Raw genomic sequence first — 21,312 nt, 5'->3', positions numbered from 1 at the left:
CGTACGGCGCGCGCGCCTGTTCGCGCCGGGTTGGAGGCGGGCATGTTCTGGTTCGGCAAGCAGAAGGCGCCCGTCGAAGCGCCGGTCGACCTCGATACGGCCGTCGACGGTCATCCTGCCGCCAACCGCAACGCGATGATCCTCATGGGCCTCGGCGGGGCCACCATCACGGCGTTCGGCCTCGCGGCGACGCAGGGCGTCGTGGCGCCCATCTTCCTCGCCCTGGTGCTGACCATCTGCGTCCACCCCCTGCGCATCGCCCTCGAGCGACGCGGCGTCCCGCGCGGGCTCGCCACAGTCTCGGTCGTACTGGCGGTGTTCATCCTCTTGGCGGCATTCGTGACGGCGCTCGTCGTCGCCTTCGCGCAGTTCGCCGCTCTGCTGCCGCAGTTCGCCCCCCAGATCCAGGACATCGGCGCGGCGATCGGAACCTGGCTGACCAAGATCGGGTTCGGGCCGGACCAGGTGCAGACCATCGTGCAGGGCTTCGACCCCAGCAACCTCGTGGGCTTCGTCTCCGGCCTGCTCGGCAGCCTCACCAGCATCACCGCCGGCCTGGTCATCATCCTGACGCTTCTGCTGCTGATGGCCATGGACGCCGGTTACCTCGAGACGCTCTTCCGCCAACTCCGCCCGCGCCGACCCTACATGGTGTCTTCGCTCGAGCGTTTCGCTCACGGCGTGCGCAAGTACATGGTCGTCACCACGGGACTGGGCGTCGCACAGGGAGTGCTGAACTGGGTGGCCCTGCTCATCCTGCAGGTGCCGGGCGCCCTCCTCTGGGGACTGCTGTCGTTCATCTGCAGCTTCATCCCGAACATCGGCTACTTCATCGCCATCATCCCGCCGGTCGTCTTCGGCTTCCTGGTGGGGGGATGGCAGACGGCCGTCATCATCATCCTCATCTACGGCGTGATCAACGCCGTCGTGCAGTCCGTCGTCCAGCCGCGCATCGTCGGCAACGCCGTGGCTCTCAGTCAGACCATCACCTTCGCCTCCGTGCTGATCTGGCTGGTCATCCTCGGTCCGATCGGAGCGATCCTCGCCGTGCCCCTCACACTCATGGTGCGCATGATCCTCATCGACTCGAACCCCAACGCGCAGTGGTGGCGGCCCGTGCTCGGCGACCTCGACGAGACGAAGGGGATCATGAAGGCGGAGGACGCCCAGGCCAAACAGCTGAAGGACGCGCGCAAGGCCGCGAAGAAGTAGGGCGCTCGGCCTAGTCTGGGGTCGATGCCCCACGACTACGCCCTGCACACCGAGCTCGAGGCACGCTGCCTCTGCTGCGGCTCGCTGCAGCCATTCACGTTCACGTCGCACTCGGACCAGGTGGTCTGCACGCACTGCCGCTCCCACCTCGGACCCGAGAAGGCCGAGCGCCGCGACCTGGCTCACATCGCGCTGTGGAGCGGCATCTCGGAGGCCCAGGCGCTCGCCGGCTCGGCTGCAGCCTCGCAGTCGGAGGCCGACGCCGCGGAGGCGGCCACGCGCATCGCCGAACTCGAGGCGAAGGTGGCCGAGCTCTCGGCGACCGTCATCGGCCAGTTCGACTCTGCTCCGGCATCCGGAGTGCGGGAAGAACTGCAGAGCGATCTCGTGCGGCGGGCCGAGCGGGCCACGGAGTTGGCCAACCGGCGCACCGACCGCATGATGGCCGTGCTCTGGAGGCTGGGGGTGCTGCATCACGCGGCGGGCGGTGCCACCGTCTGCAGGTGCGGGAAGCCGGTGACAGCCTGTCCTGAGCTGCGCATCCTGAACTCCGAGCAGCAGGCGCTGCGCGAGTGGGAGACGAAGAACGTGGCGCTCGCCGCATCGGGAGCACGGCACGGGCTGCCGCAGGAGCATCCCGCGGTGACGGATGCCGCCGGCTCAGCGGGCGGCGCGACAGCGCACTCCGCCCGGCCGGGGCGCCAGGAACGCTCGGGTCGCTTCGACCGACGCTGACCCGTGCGACCCGTGGGACCGGCGCTGACCGGTGCGAATCCCGCTACGGCGAACCGGGGCCGGCCGCAGCGCGTTCGGCCTCGAGCTGCAGGTAGGACGCTGCGTCGCTCTCGCGCATCACGAGCATGCCGCCCTCGCTGAAGGCGCTGGCGTCGAGCGCCTGGAGCCACTGGCGGTTGAGCTCGGGCGGACGAGAACCCGAGAAATGGAACTGCAGCGGGATCGAGGGCGATGCCCAGATGCTGATGCGGCCCGAGCCCTGGTTCGAGGGGATGGCCCACGAGACGTAGAACGACTCCTGACGGCGCAGCCGCAGTCCCGTCGCCACCTTGATGTGCGCCAGCGTGCGGTCATCCATCTCGTATGACGTGCCGGCTCCGTAGATCAGTTCTCCCACCGCGCAAGCATCTCACTTTCCGGGTTCGCGATTCCGCCGTTCGGTGCACATTTCCAGCGGATTGACGACAGTGAAGATGACGGATGCCGCCGCGTCAACCCCTGCGCATCGAAAGAGCCTCCGGCGTAGTCTCCTCGGATGCTGCCCCAGACTCTGTCCATCGCCGATCCGGCCCCGAGTGCGGTCGACACCGCCGGGCGGACGGCGCCGACGCCGCAGTCGCCGCGGCCGGTCTCGCTGGGCGCCTTGGACTGGCAGGAGAACTCGTCCGTCCTCGAGAGCGCCCTCGCTTCGATGCCCGAGCACTCGGCCGGTGTGAGTGCATCGTTGGCCTGGTGCGCGGGGATCGGCGCCGGGACACCCCGGCCGGGCTTCGGCGATACCGCCCTGGTGTGGGAGCTGCTCGCCTCGGTGGCCGCCGTCGACCTGAGCCTCGCGCGCATGCTCGAGCCCCACCTCGACGCCCTCGCCATCCTCGATCAGGCCGGCTTCGGCGACGTCGCAGCGTCACTGGGTGCCCTCGGTGCGAGCGCCGACAGCACGTGGGGTGTCTTCGCCGCCGAGGGTTCGGGTCAGAAGGTCACCGCCCAGCAGTCCGCGGCCGGATGGCGACTCAGCGGCGCGAAGCCGTGGTGCTCGCTGGCAGGGACGCTCTCTCACGCTCTCGTCACGGCCCACACCGAGGGCGGCAGACGGCTGTTCGCCGTCGACCTGCGTGATCGGGGAGTGATGGCATCCGCCGGACCCTGGGTCTCGCGCGGACTCTCTGACATCGTGAGCGCTCCGGTGACCTTCACGGCCGTGCCGGCGATCCCGATCGGCGACGACGGCTGGTACCTGCAGCGCCCGGGGTTCGCCTGGGGCGGCGTGGGAGTGGCCGCCTGCTGGTGGGGCGGCACCGTCGGACTCGCTCGCACCCTGTATGCGGCATCCGAGGCGCGGGAGCCCGATCAGATCGGTCTCGTCCATCTCGGTGCCGTCGACATCGCCGTCGAGAGCGCCCGCCTCGCCCTGGCCGCGACGGCCATGATCGTGGACGGCGCCGCGCTGCCGGCGGATCGTCCGAGCGTGACCGCCAAGCGGGTGCGGTCCATCGTGGTCGCCGCCGCCGAGACCACTCTCGAGCACGTGAACCACGGCATGGGTCCTCTTCCGCTCGTTGCCGACGATGCCCACGCGAGACGGGTGGCCGACCTGCAGATCTATCTGAGACAACACCATGCAGAACGCGACGAGGCGGCCCTCGGCCGCACGTTGCTCGAGGCTGGAGGTGCACCGTGGTGACGTTCGACAGTTCCGACACCGGCACGCTGGAATCCGAGTGGGCGGACGCCGATCGGTGGCAGCGTCTGCCGCGTTTCGCCGGGCCCATCGAGCACCTCGTGGTGCTGGCCGCCCATCCCGACGACGAGACCCTGGGTGCCGGCGGACTGATCGAGAACGTCGCCCGCGACGGTGCCCGCATCACCATCGTGGTGGCGACCGACGGAGAGGGCTCGCACCCGGCGTCGCCGACGCACACGCCCTGGCAGCTCAGCCGTATCCGTCGTCGCGAGATGCGCAAGGCGATCGATCATCTGGCCCCGGATGCCGTCATCCACCACTGCGAGATCGCCGACGGGCAGCTCCTCGACCATGTCGACGAGGCTGCGGCCTGCGTGGTGAAGCTCATCACCGAAGCCGGGCTGCCGGCGACGATCGTGTCGCCGTGGAGTGGCGACGGCCATAAGGACCACCGCGCCGCAGCAGCCGCGGCGCGGAGCGCTGCGGAGACGACGGGCAGCGAGCTGCTCGAGTACCCCATCTGGATGTGGCACTGGGGGCGGCCGGACGACGACAGCCTGCCGTGGGGCGACATGGTGGCCGTCGACCTGGACTCCGAGACCCGCATGGCCAAGAGTTCAGCACTGATCGAGCACCTCAGCCAGACCGCGCCGCTCTCGGAACAGGCCGGTGACGAGGCCGTGATCGGCGTCGAGATGCGCCGGCATTTCGAGAGGCCGTTCGAGGTGTTCTTCGTCGACGGATCGGGGCAGGCGTCGGCCGAAGCCCGGACCGCCGTGCCGGAGGATGCCGCCGCGACGGGGGCGGATGCCGCTGGGACTGCCGAGGCGCCGACGGATGCCGCATCCGGGACACTCGACCGCGACTTCTTCGATGACTTCTACGCCGGGCGCGACGATCCGTGGGGCTTCGAGACCCGCTGGTACGAGAAGCGAAAGCGCGCCGTGGTGCTCGCGTCGCTTCCGCGGGAGCAGTACGGACGCACCCTCGAGGTCGGATGCTCGACGGGGAAGCTCACCGAGGCTCTGGCCGCGCGCAGCGGGTCCCTGCTCGGCGTCGACATCTCGGCGGCGCCCCTGCGTGTGGCCGGTGAGCGTCTGGCAGACAGCAGGCACGTCGAGCTGCGCCAGCTGCGCGTTCCCGAGGAGTGGCCGGAGGGGGAGTTCGACCTCATCGTGCTCTCCGAGGTGGGCTACTACTGGAGCCGCGCCGACCTCGACACGGCCATCGACCGCGCGATCGGCGCGCTGAGCGACGACGGAACCCTGGTGGCGTGCCATTGGCGGCATCCGGTGGCGGAGTATCCGCTGTCGGGTGACGACGTGCACGCGGCCATCTCCGGCCGGTCCGAGCTCGTCGGCACCGTGCTGCACCGCGAGGAGGACTTCGTGCTCGAGGTCTTCCGCCGCCCGCCGGGGGACTCCGTCGCCCGCGAGACGGGCCTGCTGTGATCGGGCTCTGGCGGGACGTCGTCGACGCGATCGGCGTGGTGATCCCCGTCAACGACGAGGAGGCACTGCTGCCGCGCTGCCTGGCAGCCCTGCGGGAAGCCCTCGACGAACTGGCCGTGCAGCACCGGCATCCGCCTGCCGTCTACGTCGTGCTGGTTCTCGACGCCTGCACCGATGACTCGGCGGCGATCGCTGCTGCCTCGGGCTTCGAGGTGCTCACCACGTCGACGCGCAACGTGGGCATGGCGCGAGCCGCGGGGGTGGCTGCAGTCTTCCGGCGCATCGCCGACGCTGGAACCCGCAACCGTGCGCTGACGGATCCTGCGCACGTCTGGATCGCGAACACCGACGCCGACTCCGCCGTGCCACGCACGTGGCTCACGACCCAGCTCGCCCTGGCCGAGAACGGCGCTGACCTGATGGTCGGAACCGTGCGCCCGGACTTCACCGACCTCACCGCCGAGCAGACCGCCGTGTGGATGTCGACTCACGTTCTCGGTCACGCCGGCGGCCACGTGCACGGCGCCAACCTCGGCGTGCGCGGTGCAAGCTACCTGGCAGCCGGCGGCTTCGCCTCGCTCGCCGAGCATGAGGACGTGCTGCTGGTCGAGAGCCTGCGCGCGAACCCCGAGACGCGCGAGGTCGACACCGACGAGTGCTGGGTGCTCACCTCCGGCCGGCTGGTCGGCCGGTCGCCCGGCGGCTACGCGCACCACCTGATGTCCACCCTTCCGCCTGTCGCCGACCACGCCGTCGCCGATCTCGTCGCCGATTCCGGTGCCGACCCCGAAGCCGAATCCACGATCGAGGAGAGCATCACCCGTGTCTGAAAACCCCTACGCCCCGCGCAATCCGCTCGACGCCTACCCGCAGCCTCCGTTCCCGGAGCAGAAGCAGCCGGAGCCCGGCCTCACCTTCGAGATGGACCCCGTTCCCGATCACGGTGAGGCGTCGTACATCGGTCACGGTCGGTTGCAGGGTCGGCGGGCACTCATCACGGGTGCAGACTCCGGCATCGGCCGGGCCGTCGCCATAGCCTTCGCCCGAGAGGGCGCCGACATCGCCCTCGTCTACCTGTCCGAGGAGCAGACCGACGCCGAGAGCACCGCAGCACTCGTGACCGAGGCCGGTCGCACTGCCGTGCTGCTTCCCGGGGACATCAGCGACGAGTCGTTCTGCGGAACCGCGGTGACGGATGCCGCATCACAGCTCGGCGGCCTCGACCTGCTCATCATGGTCGCCGGCGACATGCAGACGGTCGATGGCATCGGGGACTTCACCACAGAAGTGCTCGACAAGACCCTGCGCACCAACGTGCACTCGCTGTTCTGGCTGACGAAAGCGGCGCTCGAGCACTTCGAGCCCGGAGCCGCGATCATCACCACGTCGTCGATCCAGGGGTTCCAGCCATCGCCGGAGCTCGTGGAGTATGCGGTCTCGAAGGCGGGAATCGTGAACTTCACGCGTGCGATGGCCGAGCAGTTGGCCGAGCGCGGTATCCGGGTCAACGGTGTGGCACCGGGACCGTTCTGGACGCCGTTGCAGCCGTCATCGGTTCCGCTCGACAAGCTGACGTCATTCGGCGAGCAGACCCCGTTCAAGCGCCCGGGCCAGCCGGCCGAGCTCGCGTCGACCTACGTCTACCTCGCCTCGCAGGAGGCGAGCTACACGAGTGGCGAGACGATCATCGTGAATGGCGGGCAGGCGGGGCACTAGGGCCAGCCAGCTGTTCGCTGAGGGCCGGACGAAGTCCGCGACCGAAGCGCGCCGGAAAAGCGGGTGCGCTTCGGGCGGTCGCTTCGCTCGGCCCTCAGCGAGCAGGATTCAGCTAGCGCTTCTTCGCCGGGGTGCGGTTCTCGGCACTGACCATCCAGGCGTACTGCTCCAGCTTCTCGATGATCGCGTGGAGCACGTCGGCGCTGGTCGGGTCCTCCTCGTCGACGTCGTCGTGCACGCGGCGGATGGTGCCGACCGCCGCCTCGAGGCGCTGGGTGATCAGGTCGACCGTGTCGCTGGTGAGCACCTCGCCGTGCGGGTACTCGGGCAGCGTGGTCGTGGCGGCCACGGTGTCGCTGCGTCCGTCGGGCAGTCCGTGAAGAGCCCGCATCCGCTCGGCGACGACATCGCTGAATTCGCGGGCATCGTCGATGATCTCATCGAGCTGGAGGTGCAGGTCGCGGAAGTTCTTGCCCACGACGTTCCAGTGAGCCTGCTTGCCCTGGAGGTGCAACTCGATGAGGTCGACGAGGACCTCCTGCAGCGCGTCTGTCAGTTTCTTCGAGGCTGTGAAGCCCTTCTCGGCGTTCTGACGCCGGGTGAGCTTAGCGCCGGCTCCGGCGGGGGCCGTCGTGGTGGTGGGGCGTTCTGCTGTCGTAGTCATGTCTCGACGCTACTCCCGCACGACGACGGATCGCAGGGGGTTGCTATTCGGAGACGGCTGCTGCCTGTGCGGCCGTTGGCGGAGCCGTCGGATCCTCGCCCACGATGACCATGCCGCCAGTGGTGCTGGCCGCGCGCAGCAGCCGTTCGATCCACTCGGTATTGATCTCCGGGGTGGTACCGGTCTCGAACTCCCACCGGATGAAGCTCGCGGGGTCGATCCAGAGGGAGGTGCGGCCGCCCTCGCGTCCGGGAGGGTGCACCCAGGACAGGGTGAACGATTCGCCGCGTCGCAGCTTCTGGGTCATCGCGACCTTCAGGTGCGCGAGCAGCCTGTCGTCGAATTCGAGGGGCGATGACATCTCGCCGTAGTAGAGGAGGCCCACGAGAGTGAGAGTACGCCTAACCCGGCTGGATCGCCGAACAACCGCTCGCGACAACTGAGCGGGGAGGGAAAAGAAAAGGAAGCGCGGCCCCTCGCCTGAGGTGAGGGGCCGCGGCTGACTCGGCGATTCGCACGAGCCCGCGCGATCGGGAATCCACCCAGAACCCGATCAGGGCATCACTTTACGGAACACGCAACTCGTCTGCAGACCCTTGACAACAGGCATCAGTCCATGCAGAGCTATGAAACGACACCTGTGTTCTGCGCTCGGTCCCAGACCACGTCAGCTACGAAGTCGTCGGCCACTCGGCCGGGCCGACCGGGTGCTTTTTCAGGAGACGAAGTTGCTCGATTCGATCGACAGGCCGAGTGGCGAGCCGACGCGACAGTCCACTTCGCGTTACGAGTTCCTCGAGCACCTCGGCAGCGGCGGTATGGCCGAGGTCTACAGGGCGCGCGACAAGGAGCTCGGTCGCGAGCTGGCCATCAAGCTGTTCCGCGAAGGAGCTGACAGCCCGTTCGACGAGCTGCGCCGCGAGCGCGAGATCCAACTGCTCGCGGCGCTTCATCACCCCGGCCTGGTGGAGATCTACGACGCGGGCACCTTCGACGACCGCGGTCGTTCGCGTCGCTACATCGCCATGGAGTTCGTTGCAGGGCGCTCGCTCGCGGCCCGCATCCGTTCCGGCATCCTGACACACCGTCAGGTGGCCGACATCGGCGCCCAGGTGGCGGATGCCCTCGCCTACGTCCACAGCCGCGACATCGTGCACCGCGACGTGAAGCCCGACAACATCCTGGTCACCGATGACCCGGCCTACGGCTACACCCTCATCGCCAAGCTCGCTGACTTCGGCATCGCCCAGTTCGTCGACGGCTCGCGCTTCACGAACCACGACTCGGTGCTCGGCACCGCCTCGTACATCTCCCCGGAGCAGGCGCGCGGCGAGGACGTGGGAACGCCGAGCGACATCTACTCGCTGGGTCTCGTGCTGCTCGAGGCGATCACCGGCGAGCGGGAGTACCGCGGCGCGCCGCTCGAGGCGGCCCTGGAGCGCCTGCACCGCTCGCCCGTCGTCCCCGAGAGCCTGCCCGAGGAGTGGGTGCAGCTACTCGCTGCCATGACGCTGGACGACCCGGCGGCGCGACCGACGGCCCACGACGTCGCTGCCACCATGCGCGACTTCATCCGGGCGTCGATCATCGCTTCACGGAGTGCCGGCAGCGGACGCCGGGCACGGCGTTCACGGGGCACCGAGTCGCTGCCCCATTCCGTCGGCCTAACGGATGTCGCCGGCCAGCGCCCCGGCTCGATGCGTTTCATCGCCCTCGTGGCCGTCGGCAACGCCCTGATCGGGTTGGTGATCGGGTTGCTGCTCGGCCTGCACGTCTGGGGCTGACCCGCCGACCTACTCCGCCGTGATGTCGGCGAGCACCTTCGCGAACTCGTCATCGGAGAGCTCGATCCCGGAGTCGCCGAGGCGTCGGTTCAGGTCCTCCCGGGGGTCCGGGCTCACTCCGCTGTGGAAGTCGTGTCGGATCTGGGCCACGAGGCCGCGCAGCTTCTCGTCCTGGCCTGCCTCGTCGCTGCCGTCCTGGATGGGGCTGTCCTGGGTGCCGTTGCTGTCAGTCATGTCGCCAGACTAGGCAGCACGGCTGGGAACCCGTCAGGGGGTTGACGTCGATCGCAGCAGGGTGAAGGAGACGTCACGCACGATGATGGTCTCGCTCTCGGCCGTCATCGCCTGGTCCGGATCGCTGCTCGCGACGAGTTCCCACGCCTCGCCGGGAGGTGCGGGAATGGTGAACTCGACGCCGTTCTCGGCCGAGTTGAGTGCCAGCGCGAAGGTGTCGGCGCCGGAGTGCTGCAGCAGGAACAGGATGGAGCGGGCGTCGGGGTTGTCCCAGTCGCCGTCGGAGAAGGGTGCTGCGTCGGATCGGAGCACCACGACCGTGTCGATGCCGCCGTGCTCCGGCGCCTGGCGGAACCAGGGCGGGCGCAGCGCCGGGTTGTCGCGGCGCAGCGCGATGAGGCTCCGGGTGAACGCCAGCAGATCGGCATCCGTCGCCGACCAGTCGAACCACGAGATCTCGTCGTCCTGGCAGTAGGCGTTGTTGTTGCCGCCCTGGGTGCGGCCGAGTTCGTCGCCGCCGAGCAGCATCGGAACGCCGGCGGAGAGAAGCAGCGTCGCGAGGAAATTGCGGCGCTGGCGTGCCCGGCGCTCGTTCACGGCCTCGTTGTCGGTGGGGCCCTCAGCGCCGTTGTTCGAAGAGCGGTTGTCGTCCTCGCCGTCGTTGTTGTCCTCCCCGTTCGCCGCGTTGTGCTTCTTGGCGTATGAGGTGAGGTCGGCCAGCGTGAAGCCGTCGTGCGCCGTGATGAAGTTCACGCTCGACAGGGGCGACCGTCGGGACTCCTCATAGACGTCGGGGCTGCCGAGCACGCGCTGTGCGAGGGTGCCGAGCACGCCATCGGCTCCGTGCCAGAAGTCTCGAACGTCGTCACGGTACTTGCCGTTCCACTCCGACCAGGTCGCCGGGAAGCCGCCGACCTGGTAGCCCGCGGTGTCCCACGGCTCGGCGATCATCTTCACGCCTGCGAGGGTCGGGTCCTGCTCGATGAGGGTGAGGAAGGCGCTGTGCAGATCGGCGTCGCCGTCCTGGCGGGTGAGGGTGGTCGCGAGGTCGAAGCGGAAGCCGTCGACGTGCATCTCGGTGACCCAGTAGCGCAGCGAGTCCATGATGAGGCCGAGGGCTGCCGGATGGCCCACGTTCAGGCTGTTGCCGGTTCCCGTGGTGTCGAAGTAGTTCCCCCGGTCGCCTTCGACGAGGCGGTAGTAGGCCGCGTTGTCGATGCCCTTGAAGCTCAGGGTGGGGCCGAGGTGGTTCCCCTCCGCCGTGTGGTTGTAGACGACGTCGAGGATGACCTCGAGCCCGGCGGCGTGCAGTGACTTCACCATGTACTTGAACTCGCTCACCTGGCTGCCGTCGTCGCCGGCCGCGGAGTACTCGCCGTGCGGGGCGAAGAACCCGATGGAGTTGTAGCCCCAGTAGTTGCGCAGGCCCTTCTCGATGAGGTGGCTGTCCTGCACGAACTGGTGCACGGGCATGAGCTCGACGGCCGTGACGCCGAGGGACGTGAGGTGCTCGATGGCCGCAGGGTGCGCGAGGCCGGCGTAGGTGCCTTGGATGTTCTCCGGCACGTCGGGGTGCAGCTTGGTGAAACCCTTCACGTGCGTCTCGTAGACCACGGTGTCGGCCAAGGGGATGGCAGGCGGCGCGTCGTCGCCCCAGTCGAACGACGGATCGACGATGACGCAGCGAGGGACGCAGGCGGCGTCGTCCGACTCGTCCATGAGGAGCGGGTCTGCGTGGTTGTGGCCGAACACCTCCTGGCCCCAGGTGTACTCGCCCTCGACGGCGCGTGCGTGCGGGTCGAGCAGCAGCTTGTGCACGTTGTGGCGCAGGCCGTTCGCGGGATCCCACGGGCCGTCGACCCGCAGGCCGTACCGGGCACCGACGCCGACGCCCTCCACGAGGCCGTGGAAGACGTGTCCTGTTCGCTCCGAGAGTTCGGTGCGCTGCTCGCCGTCGTCGCCGAAGACGCAGAAGTAGACGGCATCCGCTGTCTCGGAGTAGACGGCAACGCCCACCCCGCCCTCGACGAGGGTCACACCGAGCGGGTAGGGAAGCGATCGTGCGGGATTCATGGCCCCAGTATGCAGCGGTCGGATGACGCGTGTGTGACGAAGGGGGACCGCCGATCGGCACGAGATTGTCAAGCCCCCTGCCGGCGTCTCGGCGGCGGCCTTACGCTCGCTGGAACCAACAGGAAGTGATCTCATGACGGATGCAGACAACGACCGCGACGACGTTCAGCAGGGTCAGGCCTCCAACGCCGCCGACGCCGCTGACAACGCGCGGAACCAGGCTGAGAAGTCTGGGGGCCACGCGCCTGACACCGATGGGACGAAGACCGGAGCCGAGACCGGCGGCGGCGAGGACGTCGATGTGCACGGCGAGCCCGAGAACCCCGCGGGCTAGATCGTGAGCGGCACCGACAGCACGCGCCCGCCCCTGCCCGACGACCCCGAGGTGGCCAACGGCGCCAACCCCGGCTCCGATGCCGAGCCCGAGGCCGACATCGCGGTCGAGGAGGACACCATCGCGGCGACCGAGCCGGGCGGCGAGTCGGGCTAGATCCTCCTTTCCGGTTGGCGGTCGACCGTCTACCGTGATGGGCATGACGGAATCCGTTGCACCCTCGGATGACCTCGCCCGTGGCATTGAACGCCGCAAGCGCTGGGAAGCCTTCACCACCGTGCCGCTCGTGGTGCTCGGCGTCGGGTTCATCCTGTTCTACTCGATCTACGTTCTGGTGCCGGATGCAGCCCCGTGGCTGCGGACGGTCATCGGCGTCGAGCTGATCGCCACCTGGGCTGTCTTCGTCATCGACTACCTCGTTCGCCTGATGCTCACCCCTCGCACTCGGCGGTGGGCGTTCGTGCGGCGGAACCCGATCGACCTGCTCTCGACGGTCCTGCCGCTGTTCCGGGCGCTGCGCGTGCTCGCGCTGCTCCGTGAAGTGCCGTACTTCCGGAGGCACACCGGGGCGTCGATCCGGGCGGAGGTGATCACCTATGCGAGTGCCTTCACGGTCACGTTCGTCTATTTCATCGCTCTCGCCACCCTGCATGTCGAGCGGGATGCGCCGGGGGCGACGATTACCTCCTTCGGGGAGTCCGTGTGGTGGGCTTGCGTGACGCTGGCGACGGTTGGCTACGGCGATGCCTATCCGATCACTTTCATCGGGCGCTGTTACGCGGTGCTGCTCATGGTCGGCGGTGTCGCCATCGTGGGTACCGCATCCGCGATCGTCATCTCCTACCTGAGCGAGCGGATGGCGAAGTTGCACCCGCACCCGCAGCCGCACGCGCCGCTGCCCGACGCCGCGTCTCCCATGACCGGCGCGGATCCTGAAGCCAAGGCCGAGCCGTCGGAGGGTTCGGAGTTTCCCGGGCGCCAGGCTGCCGCCCAACGACTGGATGATGGCGTCAACCAGTTTAGAATCAAGGAGTGAGTACCAAGGAGACCGCGGCAGCCGGCGTCGACGAGGCGTGGACATCGTTCCAGCGTCTGCGCACGCAGCTCACTGGGCGCATCAACCGCGAGCTCACGCAGTCGACCGGACTCTCCGAGGCCGACTTCGACATCCTCTTCGCCCTCGACGAATCGGAGGACAAGTCGCTGCGTGCCCTCGCACTGCGGTGCGGTCTCGACTGGGAGAAGAGCCGGCTGTCGCACCAGCTGCGCCGCATGGAGTCGCGGGGTCTCGTGGCCAAGGAAGCCTGCATCGAGGACGCCCGCGGTACGACCATCGTGCTGACGGATGCCGGTCGCGCGGCCATCGATGCTGCACGCAGCTGCCACGCGGCGGCCGTGACCCGCTACTTCGGCGATGTGCTTTCAGGCGAGCAGCTGGCCGCGCTCAGCTCGATCTCCAGCGCAGTGCTGGAGCGGCTGGCGGAGGATGCGCCTGCTGTGGAGCACACCCGGTAGATCGGCTTCGCCCGCGCGCTGGTCTGGCTGCTCGCTGAGGCCCGGACGAAGTCCGCGGCCGAAGCGCAACAGGGACCGCGCCCCGTCATGGAGGCGCTTCGGGCGGTCGCTGCGCTCGGCCCTCAGCGAGCGGGATGGCGCTCGACCACATTGAAGTTGTCGCGGAACACGTTCTGGGGGTCGATCTCGGCCTTGAGCGATCGCAGTCGGGCGAGCGTCGCCGGTGGGAAGGCATCCGTCACCCTCTCCGGCCGCAGGTCGGTGTCGAAGCTCAGGTAGAGCCCGGTGAAGTGGTCGAGCAGCTGATCCCAGGCGGCGTCGACGCGCTCGCGGCTCGACCCGATGGCGACGACGGAGAAGTTCGCCGAGCGATGGGCGTAGGCGGTGGCATCCGGAGCGACATCACCCACGGCGCCTCCGGCCGCACGGATCTGGAAGAAGTGCACCGCCCCGCCGGAGATGAGCTCGGCCGCGGCCCCCGCGAAGTCCGCGTCGACGTGCTCGAGCAGTCCCGACCTCGAGGTGGGCTCTCCCTGGCCGTCGTGGGCGGCATCGCTCGCGTTGGCCATGACGCCCGCATAACTCGTGAGCACCACAGACTGGTCGATCAGCGGACCGAGGTCGACGAAGGGGTTCAGTCGGTCCATGATCACCTCGGGGTCTGGCGAGTCGACCATGGCGAAGACGATGGCCGTCGCGCCGCGCCCGCCGCGAGGCGGAGCGACGAGCACGAAGCTCGTGAGATCGCGCGGAGCATCCTCCACCAGCGCACCCCACCGCTCGAGGAAGCCGGCGGTGTCCGAGGCGTCGAAGGTGAGCTGGGCCCACCCCACGTCACCGACCTCGTCGACCTCGAACTCGAACGACGTGACGATGCCGAAGTTCGCACCAGCACCTCGCACCGCCCAGAACAGTTCGGCGTTCTCCTCGTCGCTGGCGCGCACGACCGAGCCGTCGGCGAGCACCATCTCGACGGCACGCAGGTGGTCGATCGTGAGGCCGTGCTCGCGCACCAGGAAGCCGATGCCACCGGCAGTGGCCAGCCCGCCGACGCCGACTCCGCCGTAGTCGCCGGAGCTCAGCGCCCAGCCGTGCTCGCCGAGGGCTGCGGCGACGTCCATCCAGCGGGCGCCGGGCTCGAGGCGCACGCGCCGGCTGGCGGCATCCGTCACCTCGATCGCATTCATCGCCGAGAGATCGATGACGATGCCGCCGTCGTTCGTCGACCGCCCGCTGATGCCGTGTCCGCCGCTGCGAACGGCGAGCGGAACCGATGGGTGGGCGCGGGCGAAGGCCACGGCGTCGACGACCTCTGCCGTCGAGCGCACGGGCAGCACGATCCCCGGCGATCCGCCGCGCATGTAGGTGGACCGCACGCGCGAGAACCTCGCGTCGCCCGGCTCGATGACGGATGCCGCGAGCGAGGCCGGAACGGAGCCGTAGTCGATGCCCTCCCGACGCTTCGAGAGCGCCGTGGTGCTGCGGACACGTGCGCCCGACGTCGAAGCACCGCCGCGCGACGACAGTTCTGCGTCTACGGCCTCGCGGAGCGCGGGCGCCACCTCTTCGGCGAAACGCTGCATCGTGCCGGAGTCGTCGCTGGCGAGGATGAAGGTGCCCACGCCGTCATCGAGAACGTAGGGCAGGAGCTCGTCGACCCACTGGGCGCTCGGTCCGTTGAGGAATCCGCCGTTCGAGGGCGTGAAGCGGCCCATGATGTTCACGAGGCGCCGGATCTCGCGTGGATCACGCCCGGCTCCGAGGGCCGCCTCGTCGATCGTCGCGTTGCCGCGGGCGAGGTCCCCGGGCTTGAGGTAGGCGAGCGATGGCAGCCAGCCGTCGCCCTTGCGGCCGATGAGGCGCAGCATCCGGGGCTTCAGTGCTCCGATCCAGAGCGGGATGTCGTGGGCGGGTGCCGGCCCCCGCTTGGCGCCGTCGAGGCTGTAGTAGTCGCCATCGAGGCGCAGCACGCCGCGGTCGTTCACGTCCCAGATGCCGCGGATCACGTCGATCGCCTCGCTGAGGGCGTCGACGGCCTGGCCGGGCGTGAGGCGTCGGCCGCCCATCGCCTCGATCGCGTCCCAGAAGCCCCCGGCTCCGAGAGCGAGTTCGAAGCGTCCACCCGAGAGGAGGTCGAGGCTCGCGGCAGCGCGGGCGGTGACGGCGGCCGGACGCAGCGGAACGTTGAGCACGTTCGGGGCGATGCGGATGCGCTCGGTCTGCGCCGCTACCCACGTCATCAGCGTCCACGTGTCGTGGAAGGCCGGCTGGTAGGGGTGGTCCTGGAAGGAGACGAGGTCGAAGCCGAACCGCTCGCTCAACTGCGCCCGGGTGACCGGACCGAGGGCGGGGTCGTGCGACGGGGTGATGAAGGTACCGAACTCGAGGGCGTGGCCGTAGTGCATGAGAAAGATGATACATCAACCAATTCGCACTCCGCTCGTTGAGGACCGGGCGCAGCCCGCGTCCGAAACGTCGCCAGGCGCCTCGTGCGCTTCGTGCGGTCGCTTCGCTCGGCCCTCGGCGAGCGGATGGGGGTGGCAGGTGGGAATGCTCGGAGAGCGTCGGGCCGCAGGGAATGCCTCGCCGGCCGCCCCGGTTGCCACGAGGAGTGCCCCATCCCTGACGAAAGGCCGCTGCATGCCCACCATCGGATCGTCCGACCTCGACATCTTCCCGCTCGCCCTCGGAGGCAACACCTTCGGCTGGACCTCGGACGCCGCGACGTCCTCCGCCGTGCTCGACGCGTTCACGGCCGGCGGCGGCAACTTCATCGACACGGCCGATGGCTACTCCTCCTGGGTTCCCGGCAACTCGGGTGGCGAGTCCGAGACGATCATCGGCGAGTGGATGCGCACCCGCGGCAACCGTGACGACGTCGTCATCGGCACGAAGGTGAGCCAGCACCCCGACTTCACCGGCCTGTCGTCGTTCAACGTGACAGCAGCATCCGAAGCCTCGCTCGCCCGTCTCGGCACCGACCACATCGACCTCTACTACGCGCACTTCGATGACGCCGACACCCCGCTCGAGGAGACCGTCGCCGCCTTCGATGCGCTCGTGACCGCAGGCAAGATCCGCTACGTGGGCGTGTCGAACTACTCGGCCGCGCGCGTGCAGGAGTGGATCGACATCGCCACCCGCGAGGGCTTCGCGCTGCCGGTCGCCCTGCAGCCGCACTACAACCTGGTGCACCGCGAGCCGTTCGAGAGCGAGCTGGCTCCCGTCGCAGCCGCACACGACCTGGGTGTTGTTCCGTACTTCTCGCTCGCCAGCGGTTTCCTCACCGGCAAGTACCGCACGGCGGCCGACCTCGAGGGCGCAGCGCGTGCCGGGGGAGCGGGCGGCTACCTCAACGAGAACGGGCTCGCCGTCATCAGCGCGCTCGACGAGGTCGCGGCAGCGCACGACGCCGGGCTCGCCACGACGGCCCTGGCCTGGCTGCTCGCCAAGCCCACGGTCGTGGCGCCTCTCGCCAGCGCCCGCACGGTGGAGCAGCTGCCCGAGCTGCTCGCCGTCGCCGAGCTCACGCTGACCGACGACGAGATCGCCGCGCTCGACGCCGCATCCGCCTCGCTCGCCGAGGCCGCGTAGGCGGTCGACTCAGTCCCCGCGGGCGGAACAGGCCAGATGCGCCGGAACAGGCCCGTCCGGCCTGTTTCGGCGCGATCACGCCGATCGGACTGTTCTCGCGCTCAGAGGCAGTCGCAACGGAGGCGTCAGCGTCAGTGCTCGTCGAGCTCGGCGCGAGCGGCCTCTGCCACAGAATCCGCGCGCTTCAGGGCAGCAACCGCCTTGTCGCGCTCGCCCTCCCGCGCCGTCAGGTCCTTCTCGGCTGCCGTGAGCTTCTTCGTCGCCAGACGCAGCCGCTCCTCGAGGTCATCGCGGTCGTGCTCGGCCTCGTCGCGGCGGCGCTCGGCCGTCGCGATCCTCCCCTCGGCGTCGTCGAGCGCACGGCGAGCGGATGCCGCAGCCTTGTCGGCCTCATTGGCCGCCTGTTCGCGCCGCTTCTTCTCGCGACGCACCGCGATGTCCTCGACGGGCCGCATCGGCTGCACCACCGGCGCAGGCCCGCCGGCCACAGCTCCGTCGAGGTCGACGGGGTCGAAGCCCACCGTCACCAACGCGCGCAGCAGGCGACCGGAGAGAACGGCATCCGTCGCTGCGGCATCCGCGATGCCGGCCGTCACCGTCTGCTCCACCTCGTCGAGCGTGGGCCGCCCGACGGAGGCACCGAGCTCCTCGGCCAGCGCGGCAGCCTCGCGTGCGAGCCCGGCCACGGCGGTGCGTCGAGTGCGGGTGAGGCGGGAGAGCTCAGGGCCGTCGCGGCGCTCCTGGGCATCGCGCAGCTCGTTGCCGAGGTCGAGCACCTCTCGCAGATCAGCTGCGCGATGGCGCACCAACTGGTTCACGAGCCAGGCCGCAGGTGTCGGTTTCTTGAGCGCACGGATGCTCTCCGACAGTGCGCGATCATCGCCCCGCACCGCCTGGGCCCGGCTGTTGCGCGCCGCCGTGAAGTCGCTCGGCGCGAGGGCGTAGAGCTCGTCGGCCGCGGCGACCAGCGCATCATCAGGCATGCGCCCATCTTCCCGCGTTCGGCGGTGGAGCGCTCGGTGAACCGGCGTCCAGCGGGGCTAGACGAGCTGGTCGACCCACGACCGCACCAGGGCGACGAAGGCGGGCTCGGCATCCGTCGCGTGCTGGTCGCTCGTGATCGTGACGACGAAGCGGTTGCGGTCGAGGCGCTTCGCGAGTCCGGTCGGGTCGTCGATGACGATCTCCGGATGCTCGGGCTTCGGCTTGGCGCCCGTGTGCAGGATCACCTGCACGGCGTTCGGGCGGCGCATGCTGAAGGTGGCGAAATCGTCGGCTGTGGCGAAATTCGGCGCCTTCCACTTGATCGACTCGACGACGGTGGGGGAGGCTCCGAGGATGGCGGCACGCAGGCGGAGGGCCGCATCCGTCAGCGGATGTTCGAGCTCATCGAACCAGAGGTCGACCTCGGAGCGGGCGTCGGGCTGCATGGAGCCAGTATGGCTGCTGCCCAGTGCCGCTGGCAGAAGACAGCGACGTCGTCGCCATCGAAGCCGGTGACGTCCAACATCCGGATTCCAGTGTCCGGTCCGTGGCAGGATGGCCTTCCGCCACCTCGAGGAGGATGCATGTCGGCTTTCCACCCGGATCTCGCCATCGCGCGCTACGTTCCGAAGTTCTCGTTCGGGCCGCGCCTGGCCCGCCTCATGCAGAAGGCGAAGCCGCGGGTTCCGGATGCTCCCGCCGACGTCGTGATCGAGAACGTGACCGTGCCGGGACCCGCGGGTGCCGGACCGGTGTCGCTGCGGGTGTACCGGCCGCGCTCGCTGAAGGGTGCCGCGCCGGCATTGTTCTGGATCCACGGGGGTGGCTTCATCAGCGGGTCACCGGAACAGGACGAGGCGTCGAGCATCGGGTTCGCCCGCTATCTGGGCATCACGGTGGTGGCCCTGCGCTATCGGCTGGCCCCGGGGCATCCCTCGCCGGCGGCGGTTGAAGATGCCTACGCGGGGCTGCGCTGGGTGATCTCGCACGCGGACGAGCGCGGAATCGACCCGTCGCGGATCGCGATCGGCGGAGCGAGTGCCGGGGGAGGATTGGCCGCCGGGCTCGTGCTGTATGCGCACGACAAGGGCGAAGTGGCGCCGGCGTTCCAGCTGCTCGTCTATCCGATGCTCGACGACCGCACGGTGCTGCGCACCGACATGGACACGCGCAACGTGCGCATCTGGTCGCCCGGGAGCAACCGCTTCGGATGGACCTCGTATCTCGGCGCCGAGCCCGGGTCGGATGGCGTCTCGCACTATGCAGCGCCCGCCCGCCGGGAGGACCTCGCCGGGTTGCCGCCGGCGTGGATCGGCGTGGGCACCCTCGACCTGTTCCACGACGAGGACCTGGCGTATGCCGCGCGGCTCGAGGAGAGCGGTGTGCCGTGCGAGGTCGTGACGATTCCCGGCGCTCCGCACGGCTTCGACGCCGTCTTCCGCAAGGCGAACGTGTCGCGCGAGTTCTGGCGGATGCAGGCTGAGGTGTTGAAGCGGGCGTTGTTCGCCGAGACGCCGCGCTGAGCGGGTGGTCGAGCGGGCCCTGGTGGGTGGCGCCAACGGATGGAGGCGGCATCCGGGGCATGATTGACCCGATGACGAAACCCGCACGCCTCAGCCCCGACGGACTCGCCTTCGTCACCGACCGCCACCTCGCCACGCTCTCGACGATCGCGCCAGACGGCAGCATCCACGTCGTCGCCGTCGGCTTCACCGTGGAGCAGCGCGACTCGGGCGAGCTCATCGCGCGCATCATCACCTCGGGTCCGTCCCAGAAGGTGCGCAACGTCGAGCGCGGCGTGATCGCCACCATCGGCCAGGTGGAGGGCCGACAGTGGCTCTCGCTCGCAGGCACGGCCGAGATCCTCCGCGATCCCGAGAGCGTGGCGGATGCCGTCGAGCGGTACTCCGCGCGTTATCGCCGGCCGCAGCCCAACCCCCTGCGTGTGGTCATCGCGATCACGGTCACCAAGTTGCTCGGATCGGCCAGCCTGCTCGAGAAGTAGGGCGCCTCACGCGCGGGCGTGGTCGACACCCCCGCGGTCGAGGCGGATTCAGGCACGTTCCACCGGCAGGAAGAGATTCGATCGGGCTCACTCACGAAGGCGCGACCCGCGAGCCGCCAACTCCTCACGGAGGATACGGATGGCTTTCGGCCCGACGCCATGGAGTGCCAGCAGCTCCGCAGCGGACACGCTCGACAACTGCTCGTAGCGGGTGAAACCGTTGGCGGCCAATTCTCGCCGGGCCACCTTCCCGAGCGACTGCGGGAACTCCGATTCTTCGTGTGACATGTCCACCTCCTCGCAGCCGGCGCCCGTGAAGCAGCGGCCGGCTGTCAGAACACCGTCGCGAGCGACTCCAACGCCTCGAACGGATCGCCCACGGGGATGAAGACGCTGCTGGTCACGCCCGCCGCTGCGAGCTCGGCCAGTCTCGCGCGCACCTGGTCCGTCGTGCCAGCGAGGGCCAGCTGCGGCACCCACTCGGCTGGCATTCGGTGGACGAAGTCTTCGCCCGACGCGGAGTCGGCTCGCAGGGCGGCGAACTCGGCAGCGAACGGCAGCGGCTCGATATGGGGCGCCCAGTCGGGCTCGCCGATCGCGGAGAGGCCGGGGCGGGCGGCGTCGATGGCGGCGGCGGCGTCCGGATGCACCGAGCCGATGTTGAAGGTCACGAGCCTGTGGGCGCCCGCGGCCGCGATGTGCCCGAGGGCGGCGCGCGCGTACTCGGGGCCTGCCGGTTCGGCGAGGATCGTGCCGTCCGCGGCGCGGCCCGAGACGGCGAGCGACTTGGGGCCGCGCACGCCCGCGAGCACGGGTGGGGCGGCATCTGGAGTCGACGACGGCTCGAGGGCGGTGTCTGCCAGCTTCACGTAGCGCGCCGAGTCTGCGGTGTCGATGCGCTGTCCGGCGAGCAGGCCGCGCACCGTCGTGAGGTACTCCTCGAGGAGGGTGAGCGGGCTGGCCGGCCAGGCGCCGAGCGACCGCATCCAGTGCGGCATCCCGTGCCCGATGCCCGCGATGAGACGCCCCGGGAACAGCTGTTCGAGCGTGGCGAGCTCCATGGCGGCGAAGGCGGCGTTGCGAGCGCCGGCCGGCAGGATGCCGATGCCCACGACGATGCGCGACGTCGAGGCGAGAACGGATGCGGCCTGCGCGATGCCGCCGCGGAAGCCCAGGTCTTCGACCACCCAGAGCTCGGCGAACCCGAGTTGCTCGGCTCGGCGGGCGTAGCGGATGACGTCGGCGGCCGGAAGGTCGCGGGGGAGCATGACGCCGACGGTGGCGCGCGGAGAATCGGTCACCTCGCCACGCTAGCAGCGCGGTCGTGCCG

24 protein-coding genes are annotated in these 21,312 nt (G+C 69.4%); 14 read left to right on the top strand and 10 right to left on the bottom strand.

Features of this window, described 5'->3' with window-relative positions; genetic code table 11:
- The first annotated feature begins 42 nt into the window (after positions 1-42).
- Positions 43-1,212: an AI-2E family transporter gene (locus tag AADV74_RS09775; protein WP_342113531.1), complete on the top strand. Its 1,170-nt coding sequence runs from the start codon at positions 43-45 to the stop codon at positions 1,210-1,212.
- A gap of 24 nt (positions 1,213-1,236) precedes the next feature.
- Entirely contained in the window at positions 1,237-1,947 is a 711-nt protein-coding gene (locus AADV74_RS09770) for a hypothetical protein (RefSeq protein ID WP_342113529.1), read from the top strand.
- A gap of 43 nt (positions 1,948-1,990) precedes the next feature.
- Here AADV74_RS09770 and AADV74_RS09765 read toward each other — a convergent pair whose 3' ends face one another.
- The gene (locus AADV74_RS09765; RefSeq protein ID WP_342113528.1) at positions 1,991-2,344 is read right to left on the bottom strand and encodes a DUF7882 family protein; all 354 of its coding nucleotides are present in this window, start codon (positions 2,342-2,344) and stop codon (positions 1,991-1,993) included.
- A gap of 138 nt (positions 2,345-2,482) precedes the next feature.
- Here AADV74_RS09765 and AADV74_RS09760 point away from each other — a divergent pair, with 138 nt between their 5' ends.
- From AADV74_RS09760 to AADV74_RS09745, 4 genes are read left to right on the top strand one after another with little or no spacing between them, the layout of a single operon-like run.
- Positions 2,483-3,628: an acyl-CoA dehydrogenase gene (locus tag AADV74_RS09760; RefSeq protein WP_342113526.1), complete on the top strand. Its 1,146-nt coding sequence runs from the start codon at positions 2,483-2,485 to the stop codon at positions 3,626-3,628.
- The gene (locus AADV74_RS09755) at positions 3,625-5,079 is read left to right on the top strand and encodes a PIG-L family deacetylase (protein WP_342113524.1); all 1,455 of its coding nucleotides are present in this window, start codon (positions 3,625-3,627) and stop codon (positions 5,077-5,079) included. Before AADV74_RS09760 ends, AADV74_RS09755 begins: the two co-directional genes overlap by 4 nt.
- The gene (locus tag AADV74_RS09750) at positions 5,076-5,909 is read left to right on the top strand and encodes a glycosyltransferase (RefSeq protein WP_342113522.1); all 834 of its coding nucleotides are present in this window, start codon (positions 5,076-5,078) and stop codon (positions 5,907-5,909) included. Before AADV74_RS09755 ends, AADV74_RS09750 begins: the two co-directional genes overlap by 4 nt.
- Positions 5,902-6,795 carry an SDR family oxidoreductase gene (locus AADV74_RS09745; protein WP_342113520.1) on the top strand — a complete coding sequence of 298 codons (894 nt, stop codon included), beginning with the start codon at positions 5,902-5,904 and terminating at the stop codon, positions 6,793-6,795. The genes AADV74_RS09750 and AADV74_RS09745 overlap by 8 nt, the downstream gene beginning before the upstream one ends.
- A gap of 112 nt (positions 6,796-6,907) precedes the next feature.
- Here the strand turns inward: AADV74_RS09745 and AADV74_RS09740 are convergent, their stop codons facing one another.
- Both AADV74_RS09740 and AADV74_RS09735 read right to left on the bottom strand, forming a co-directional pair.
- Complete coding sequence (locus AADV74_RS09740; protein WP_342113518.1) at positions 6,908-7,459, bottom strand: Dps family protein; 552 nt, start codon at positions 7,457-7,459, stop codon at positions 6,908-6,910.
- 43 nt (positions 7,460-7,502) lie between these two features.
- Positions 7,503-7,844 (bottom strand): DUF7882 family protein, encoded by a 342-nt coding sequence (locus AADV74_RS09735; RefSeq protein WP_342113516.1) that lies wholly within the window; start codon positions 7,842-7,844, stop codon positions 7,503-7,505.
- Positions 7,845-8,187: 343 nt separating this feature from the next.
- Here AADV74_RS09735 and AADV74_RS09730 point away from each other — a divergent pair, with 343 nt between their 5' ends.
- On the top strand, positions 8,188-9,243 hold the full coding sequence (locus AADV74_RS09730) for a serine/threonine-protein kinase (RefSeq protein ID WP_342113514.1): 1,056 nt from the start codon (positions 8,188-8,190) through the stop codon (positions 9,241-9,243).
- Positions 9,244-9,252: 9 nt separating this feature from the next.
- Here the strand turns inward: AADV74_RS09730 and AADV74_RS09725 are convergent, their stop codons facing one another.
- The gene (locus tag AADV74_RS09725) at positions 9,253-9,477 is read right to left on the bottom strand and encodes a hypothetical protein (RefSeq protein WP_342113512.1); all 225 of its coding nucleotides are present in this window, start codon (positions 9,475-9,477) and stop codon (positions 9,253-9,255) included.
- A 33-nt stretch (positions 9,478-9,510) separates the two neighbouring features.
- Complete coding sequence (gene glgX / locus AADV74_RS09720) at positions 9,511-11,550, bottom strand: glycogen debranching protein GlgX (protein WP_342113511.1); 2,040 nt, start codon at positions 11,548-11,550, stop codon at positions 9,511-9,513.
- 133 nt (positions 11,551-11,683) lie between these two features.
- On the opposite strand from glgX, the gene AADV74_RS09715 reads away from it, so the two are divergent.
- From AADV74_RS09715 to AADV74_RS09700, 4 genes are read left to right on the top strand one after another with little or no spacing between them, the layout of a single operon-like run.
- Positions 11,684-11,884 carry a hypothetical protein gene (locus AADV74_RS09715; RefSeq protein ID WP_342113509.1) on the top strand — a complete coding sequence of 67 codons (201 nt, stop codon included), beginning with the start codon at positions 11,684-11,686 and terminating at the stop codon, positions 11,882-11,884.
- Between the two features lie 3 nt (positions 11,885-11,887).
- Positions 11,888-12,040 (top strand): hypothetical protein, encoded by a 153-nt coding sequence (locus AADV74_RS09710; protein WP_342113507.1) that lies wholly within the window; start codon positions 11,888-11,890, stop codon positions 12,038-12,040.
- Between the two features lie 43 nt (positions 12,041-12,083).
- Entirely contained in the window at positions 12,084-12,920 is an 837-nt protein-coding gene (locus AADV74_RS09705) for a potassium channel family protein (RefSeq protein ID WP_342113504.1), read from the top strand.
- Positions 12,917-13,399 carry a MarR family winged helix-turn-helix transcriptional regulator gene (locus AADV74_RS09700; protein WP_342113501.1) on the top strand — a complete coding sequence of 161 codons (483 nt, stop codon included), beginning with the start codon at positions 12,917-12,919 and terminating at the stop codon, positions 13,397-13,399. Before AADV74_RS09705 ends, AADV74_RS09700 begins: the two co-directional genes overlap by 4 nt.
- A gap of 122 nt (positions 13,400-13,521) precedes the next feature.
- Here AADV74_RS09700 and AADV74_RS09695 read toward each other — a convergent pair whose 3' ends face one another.
- Entirely contained in the window at positions 13,522-15,804 is a 2,283-nt protein-coding gene (locus AADV74_RS09695) for an LLM class flavin-dependent oxidoreductase (protein WP_342113499.1), read from the bottom strand.
- 235 nt (positions 15,805-16,039) lie between these two features.
- On the opposite strand from AADV74_RS09695, the gene AADV74_RS09690 reads away from it, so the two are divergent.
- On the top strand, positions 16,040-16,993 hold the full coding sequence (locus AADV74_RS09690; protein ID WP_342113497.1) for an aldo/keto reductase: 954 nt from the start codon (positions 16,040-16,042) through the stop codon (positions 16,991-16,993).
- Between the two features lie 131 nt (positions 16,994-17,124).
- On the opposite strand, the gene AADV74_RS09685 is transcribed toward AADV74_RS09690, so the two are convergent.
- Together AADV74_RS09685 and AADV74_RS09680 are read right to left on the bottom strand one after the other, a co-directional pair.
- On the bottom strand, positions 17,125-17,976 hold the full coding sequence (locus tag AADV74_RS09685; protein WP_342113495.1) for a transposase: 852 nt from the start codon (positions 17,974-17,976) through the stop codon (positions 17,125-17,127).
- A gap of 57 nt (positions 17,977-18,033) precedes the next feature.
- Entirely contained in the window at positions 18,034-18,423 is a 390-nt protein-coding gene (locus tag AADV74_RS09680; protein ID WP_342113493.1) for a DUF1801 domain-containing protein, read from the bottom strand.
- Between the two features lie 138 nt (positions 18,424-18,561).
- Here AADV74_RS09680 and AADV74_RS09675 point away from each other — a divergent pair, with 138 nt between their 5' ends.
- Positions 18,562-19,500 carry an alpha/beta hydrolase gene (locus AADV74_RS09675; protein WP_342113491.1) on the top strand — a complete coding sequence of 313 codons (939 nt, stop codon included), beginning with the start codon at positions 18,562-18,564 and terminating at the stop codon, positions 19,498-19,500.
- A 71-nt stretch (positions 19,501-19,571) separates the two neighbouring features.
- Positions 19,572-19,982 (top strand): TIGR03618 family F420-dependent PPOX class oxidoreductase, encoded by a 411-nt coding sequence (locus AADV74_RS09670; RefSeq protein ID WP_342113489.1) that lies wholly within the window; start codon positions 19,572-19,574, stop codon positions 19,980-19,982.
- 87 nt (positions 19,983-20,069) lie between these two features.
- Here the strand turns inward: AADV74_RS09670 and AADV74_RS09665 are convergent, their stop codons facing one another.
- Both AADV74_RS09665 and AADV74_RS09660 read right to left on the bottom strand, forming a co-directional pair.
- Positions 20,070-20,270, bottom strand: coding sequence for a helix-hairpin-helix domain-containing protein (locus AADV74_RS09665; protein WP_342113486.1), 201 nt, complete (start codon positions 20,268-20,270; stop codon positions 20,070-20,072).
- A gap of 44 nt (positions 20,271-20,314) precedes the next feature.
- Complete coding sequence (locus AADV74_RS09660; protein ID WP_342113483.1) at positions 20,315-21,283, bottom strand: LLM class flavin-dependent oxidoreductase; 969 nt, start codon at positions 21,281-21,283, stop codon at positions 20,315-20,317.
- Positions 21,284-21,312 lie beyond the last annotated feature (29 nt).

The organism is Leifsonia stereocauli (assembly GCF_038432415.1).
Classification (GTDB): domain Bacteria; phylum Actinomycetota; class Actinomycetes; order Actinomycetales; family Microbacteriaceae; genus Orlajensenia; species Orlajensenia stereocauli.
Note: the sequence above shows the minus strand (reverse complement) of the source record. Positions and strands in the feature narration are given on the sequence as shown.

Excerpts from the sequence above, each read along its gene's own strand:
- AADV74_RS09775 (WP_342113531.1), top strand. The coding sequence starts at position 43 with ATGTTCTGGTTCGGCAAGCAGAAGGCGCCCGTCGAAGCGCCGGTCGAC.
- AADV74_RS09770 (WP_342113529.1), top strand. The coding sequence starts at position 1,237 with ATGCCCCACGACTACGCCCTGCACACCGAGCTCGAGGCACGCTGCCTC.
- AADV74_RS09760 (WP_342113526.1), top strand. The coding sequence starts at position 2,483 with ATGCTGCCCCAGACTCTGTCCATCGCCGATCCGGCCCCGAGTGCGGTC.
- AADV74_RS09740 (WP_342113518.1), bottom strand. The coding sequence starts at position 7,459 with ATGACTACGACAGCAGAACGCCCCACCACCACGACGGCCCCCGCCGGA.
- AADV74_RS09725 (WP_342113512.1), bottom strand. The coding sequence starts at position 9,477 with ATGACTGACAGCAACGGCACCCAGGACAGCCCCATCCAGGACGGCAGC.
- glgX (WP_342113511.1), bottom strand. The coding sequence starts at position 11,550 with ATGAATCCCGCACGATCGCTTCCCTACCCGCTCGGTGTGACCCTCGTC.
- AADV74_RS09715 (WP_342113509.1), top strand. The coding sequence starts at position 11,684 with ATGACGGATGCAGACAACGACCGCGACGACGTTCAGCAGGGTCAGGCC.
- AADV74_RS09705 (WP_342113504.1), top strand. The coding sequence starts at position 12,084 with ATGACGGAATCCGTTGCACCCTCGGATGACCTCGCCCGTGGCATTGAA.
- AADV74_RS09695 (WP_342113499.1), bottom strand. The coding sequence starts at position 15,804 with ATGCACTACGGCCACGCCCTCGAGTTCGGTACCTTCATCACCCCGTCG.
- AADV74_RS09690 (WP_342113497.1), top strand. The coding sequence starts at position 16,040 with ATGCCCACCATCGGATCGTCCGACCTCGACATCTTCCCGCTCGCCCTC.
- AADV74_RS09685 (WP_342113495.1), bottom strand. The coding sequence starts at position 17,976 with ATGCCTGATGATGCGCTGGTCGCCGCGGCCGACGAGCTCTACGCCCTC.
- AADV74_RS09680 (WP_342113493.1), bottom strand. The coding sequence starts at position 18,423 with ATGCAGCCCGACGCCCGCTCCGAGGTCGACCTCTGGTTCGATGAGCTC.
- AADV74_RS09675 (WP_342113491.1), top strand. The coding sequence starts at position 18,562 with ATGTCGGCTTTCCACCCGGATCTCGCCATCGCGCGCTACGTTCCGAAG.
- AADV74_RS09670 (WP_342113489.1), top strand. The coding sequence starts at position 19,572 with ATGACGAAACCCGCACGCCTCAGCCCCGACGGACTCGCCTTCGTCACC.
- AADV74_RS09665 (WP_342113486.1), bottom strand. The coding sequence starts at position 20,270 with ATGTCACACGAAGAATCGGAGTTCCCGCAGTCGCTCGGGAAGGTGGCC.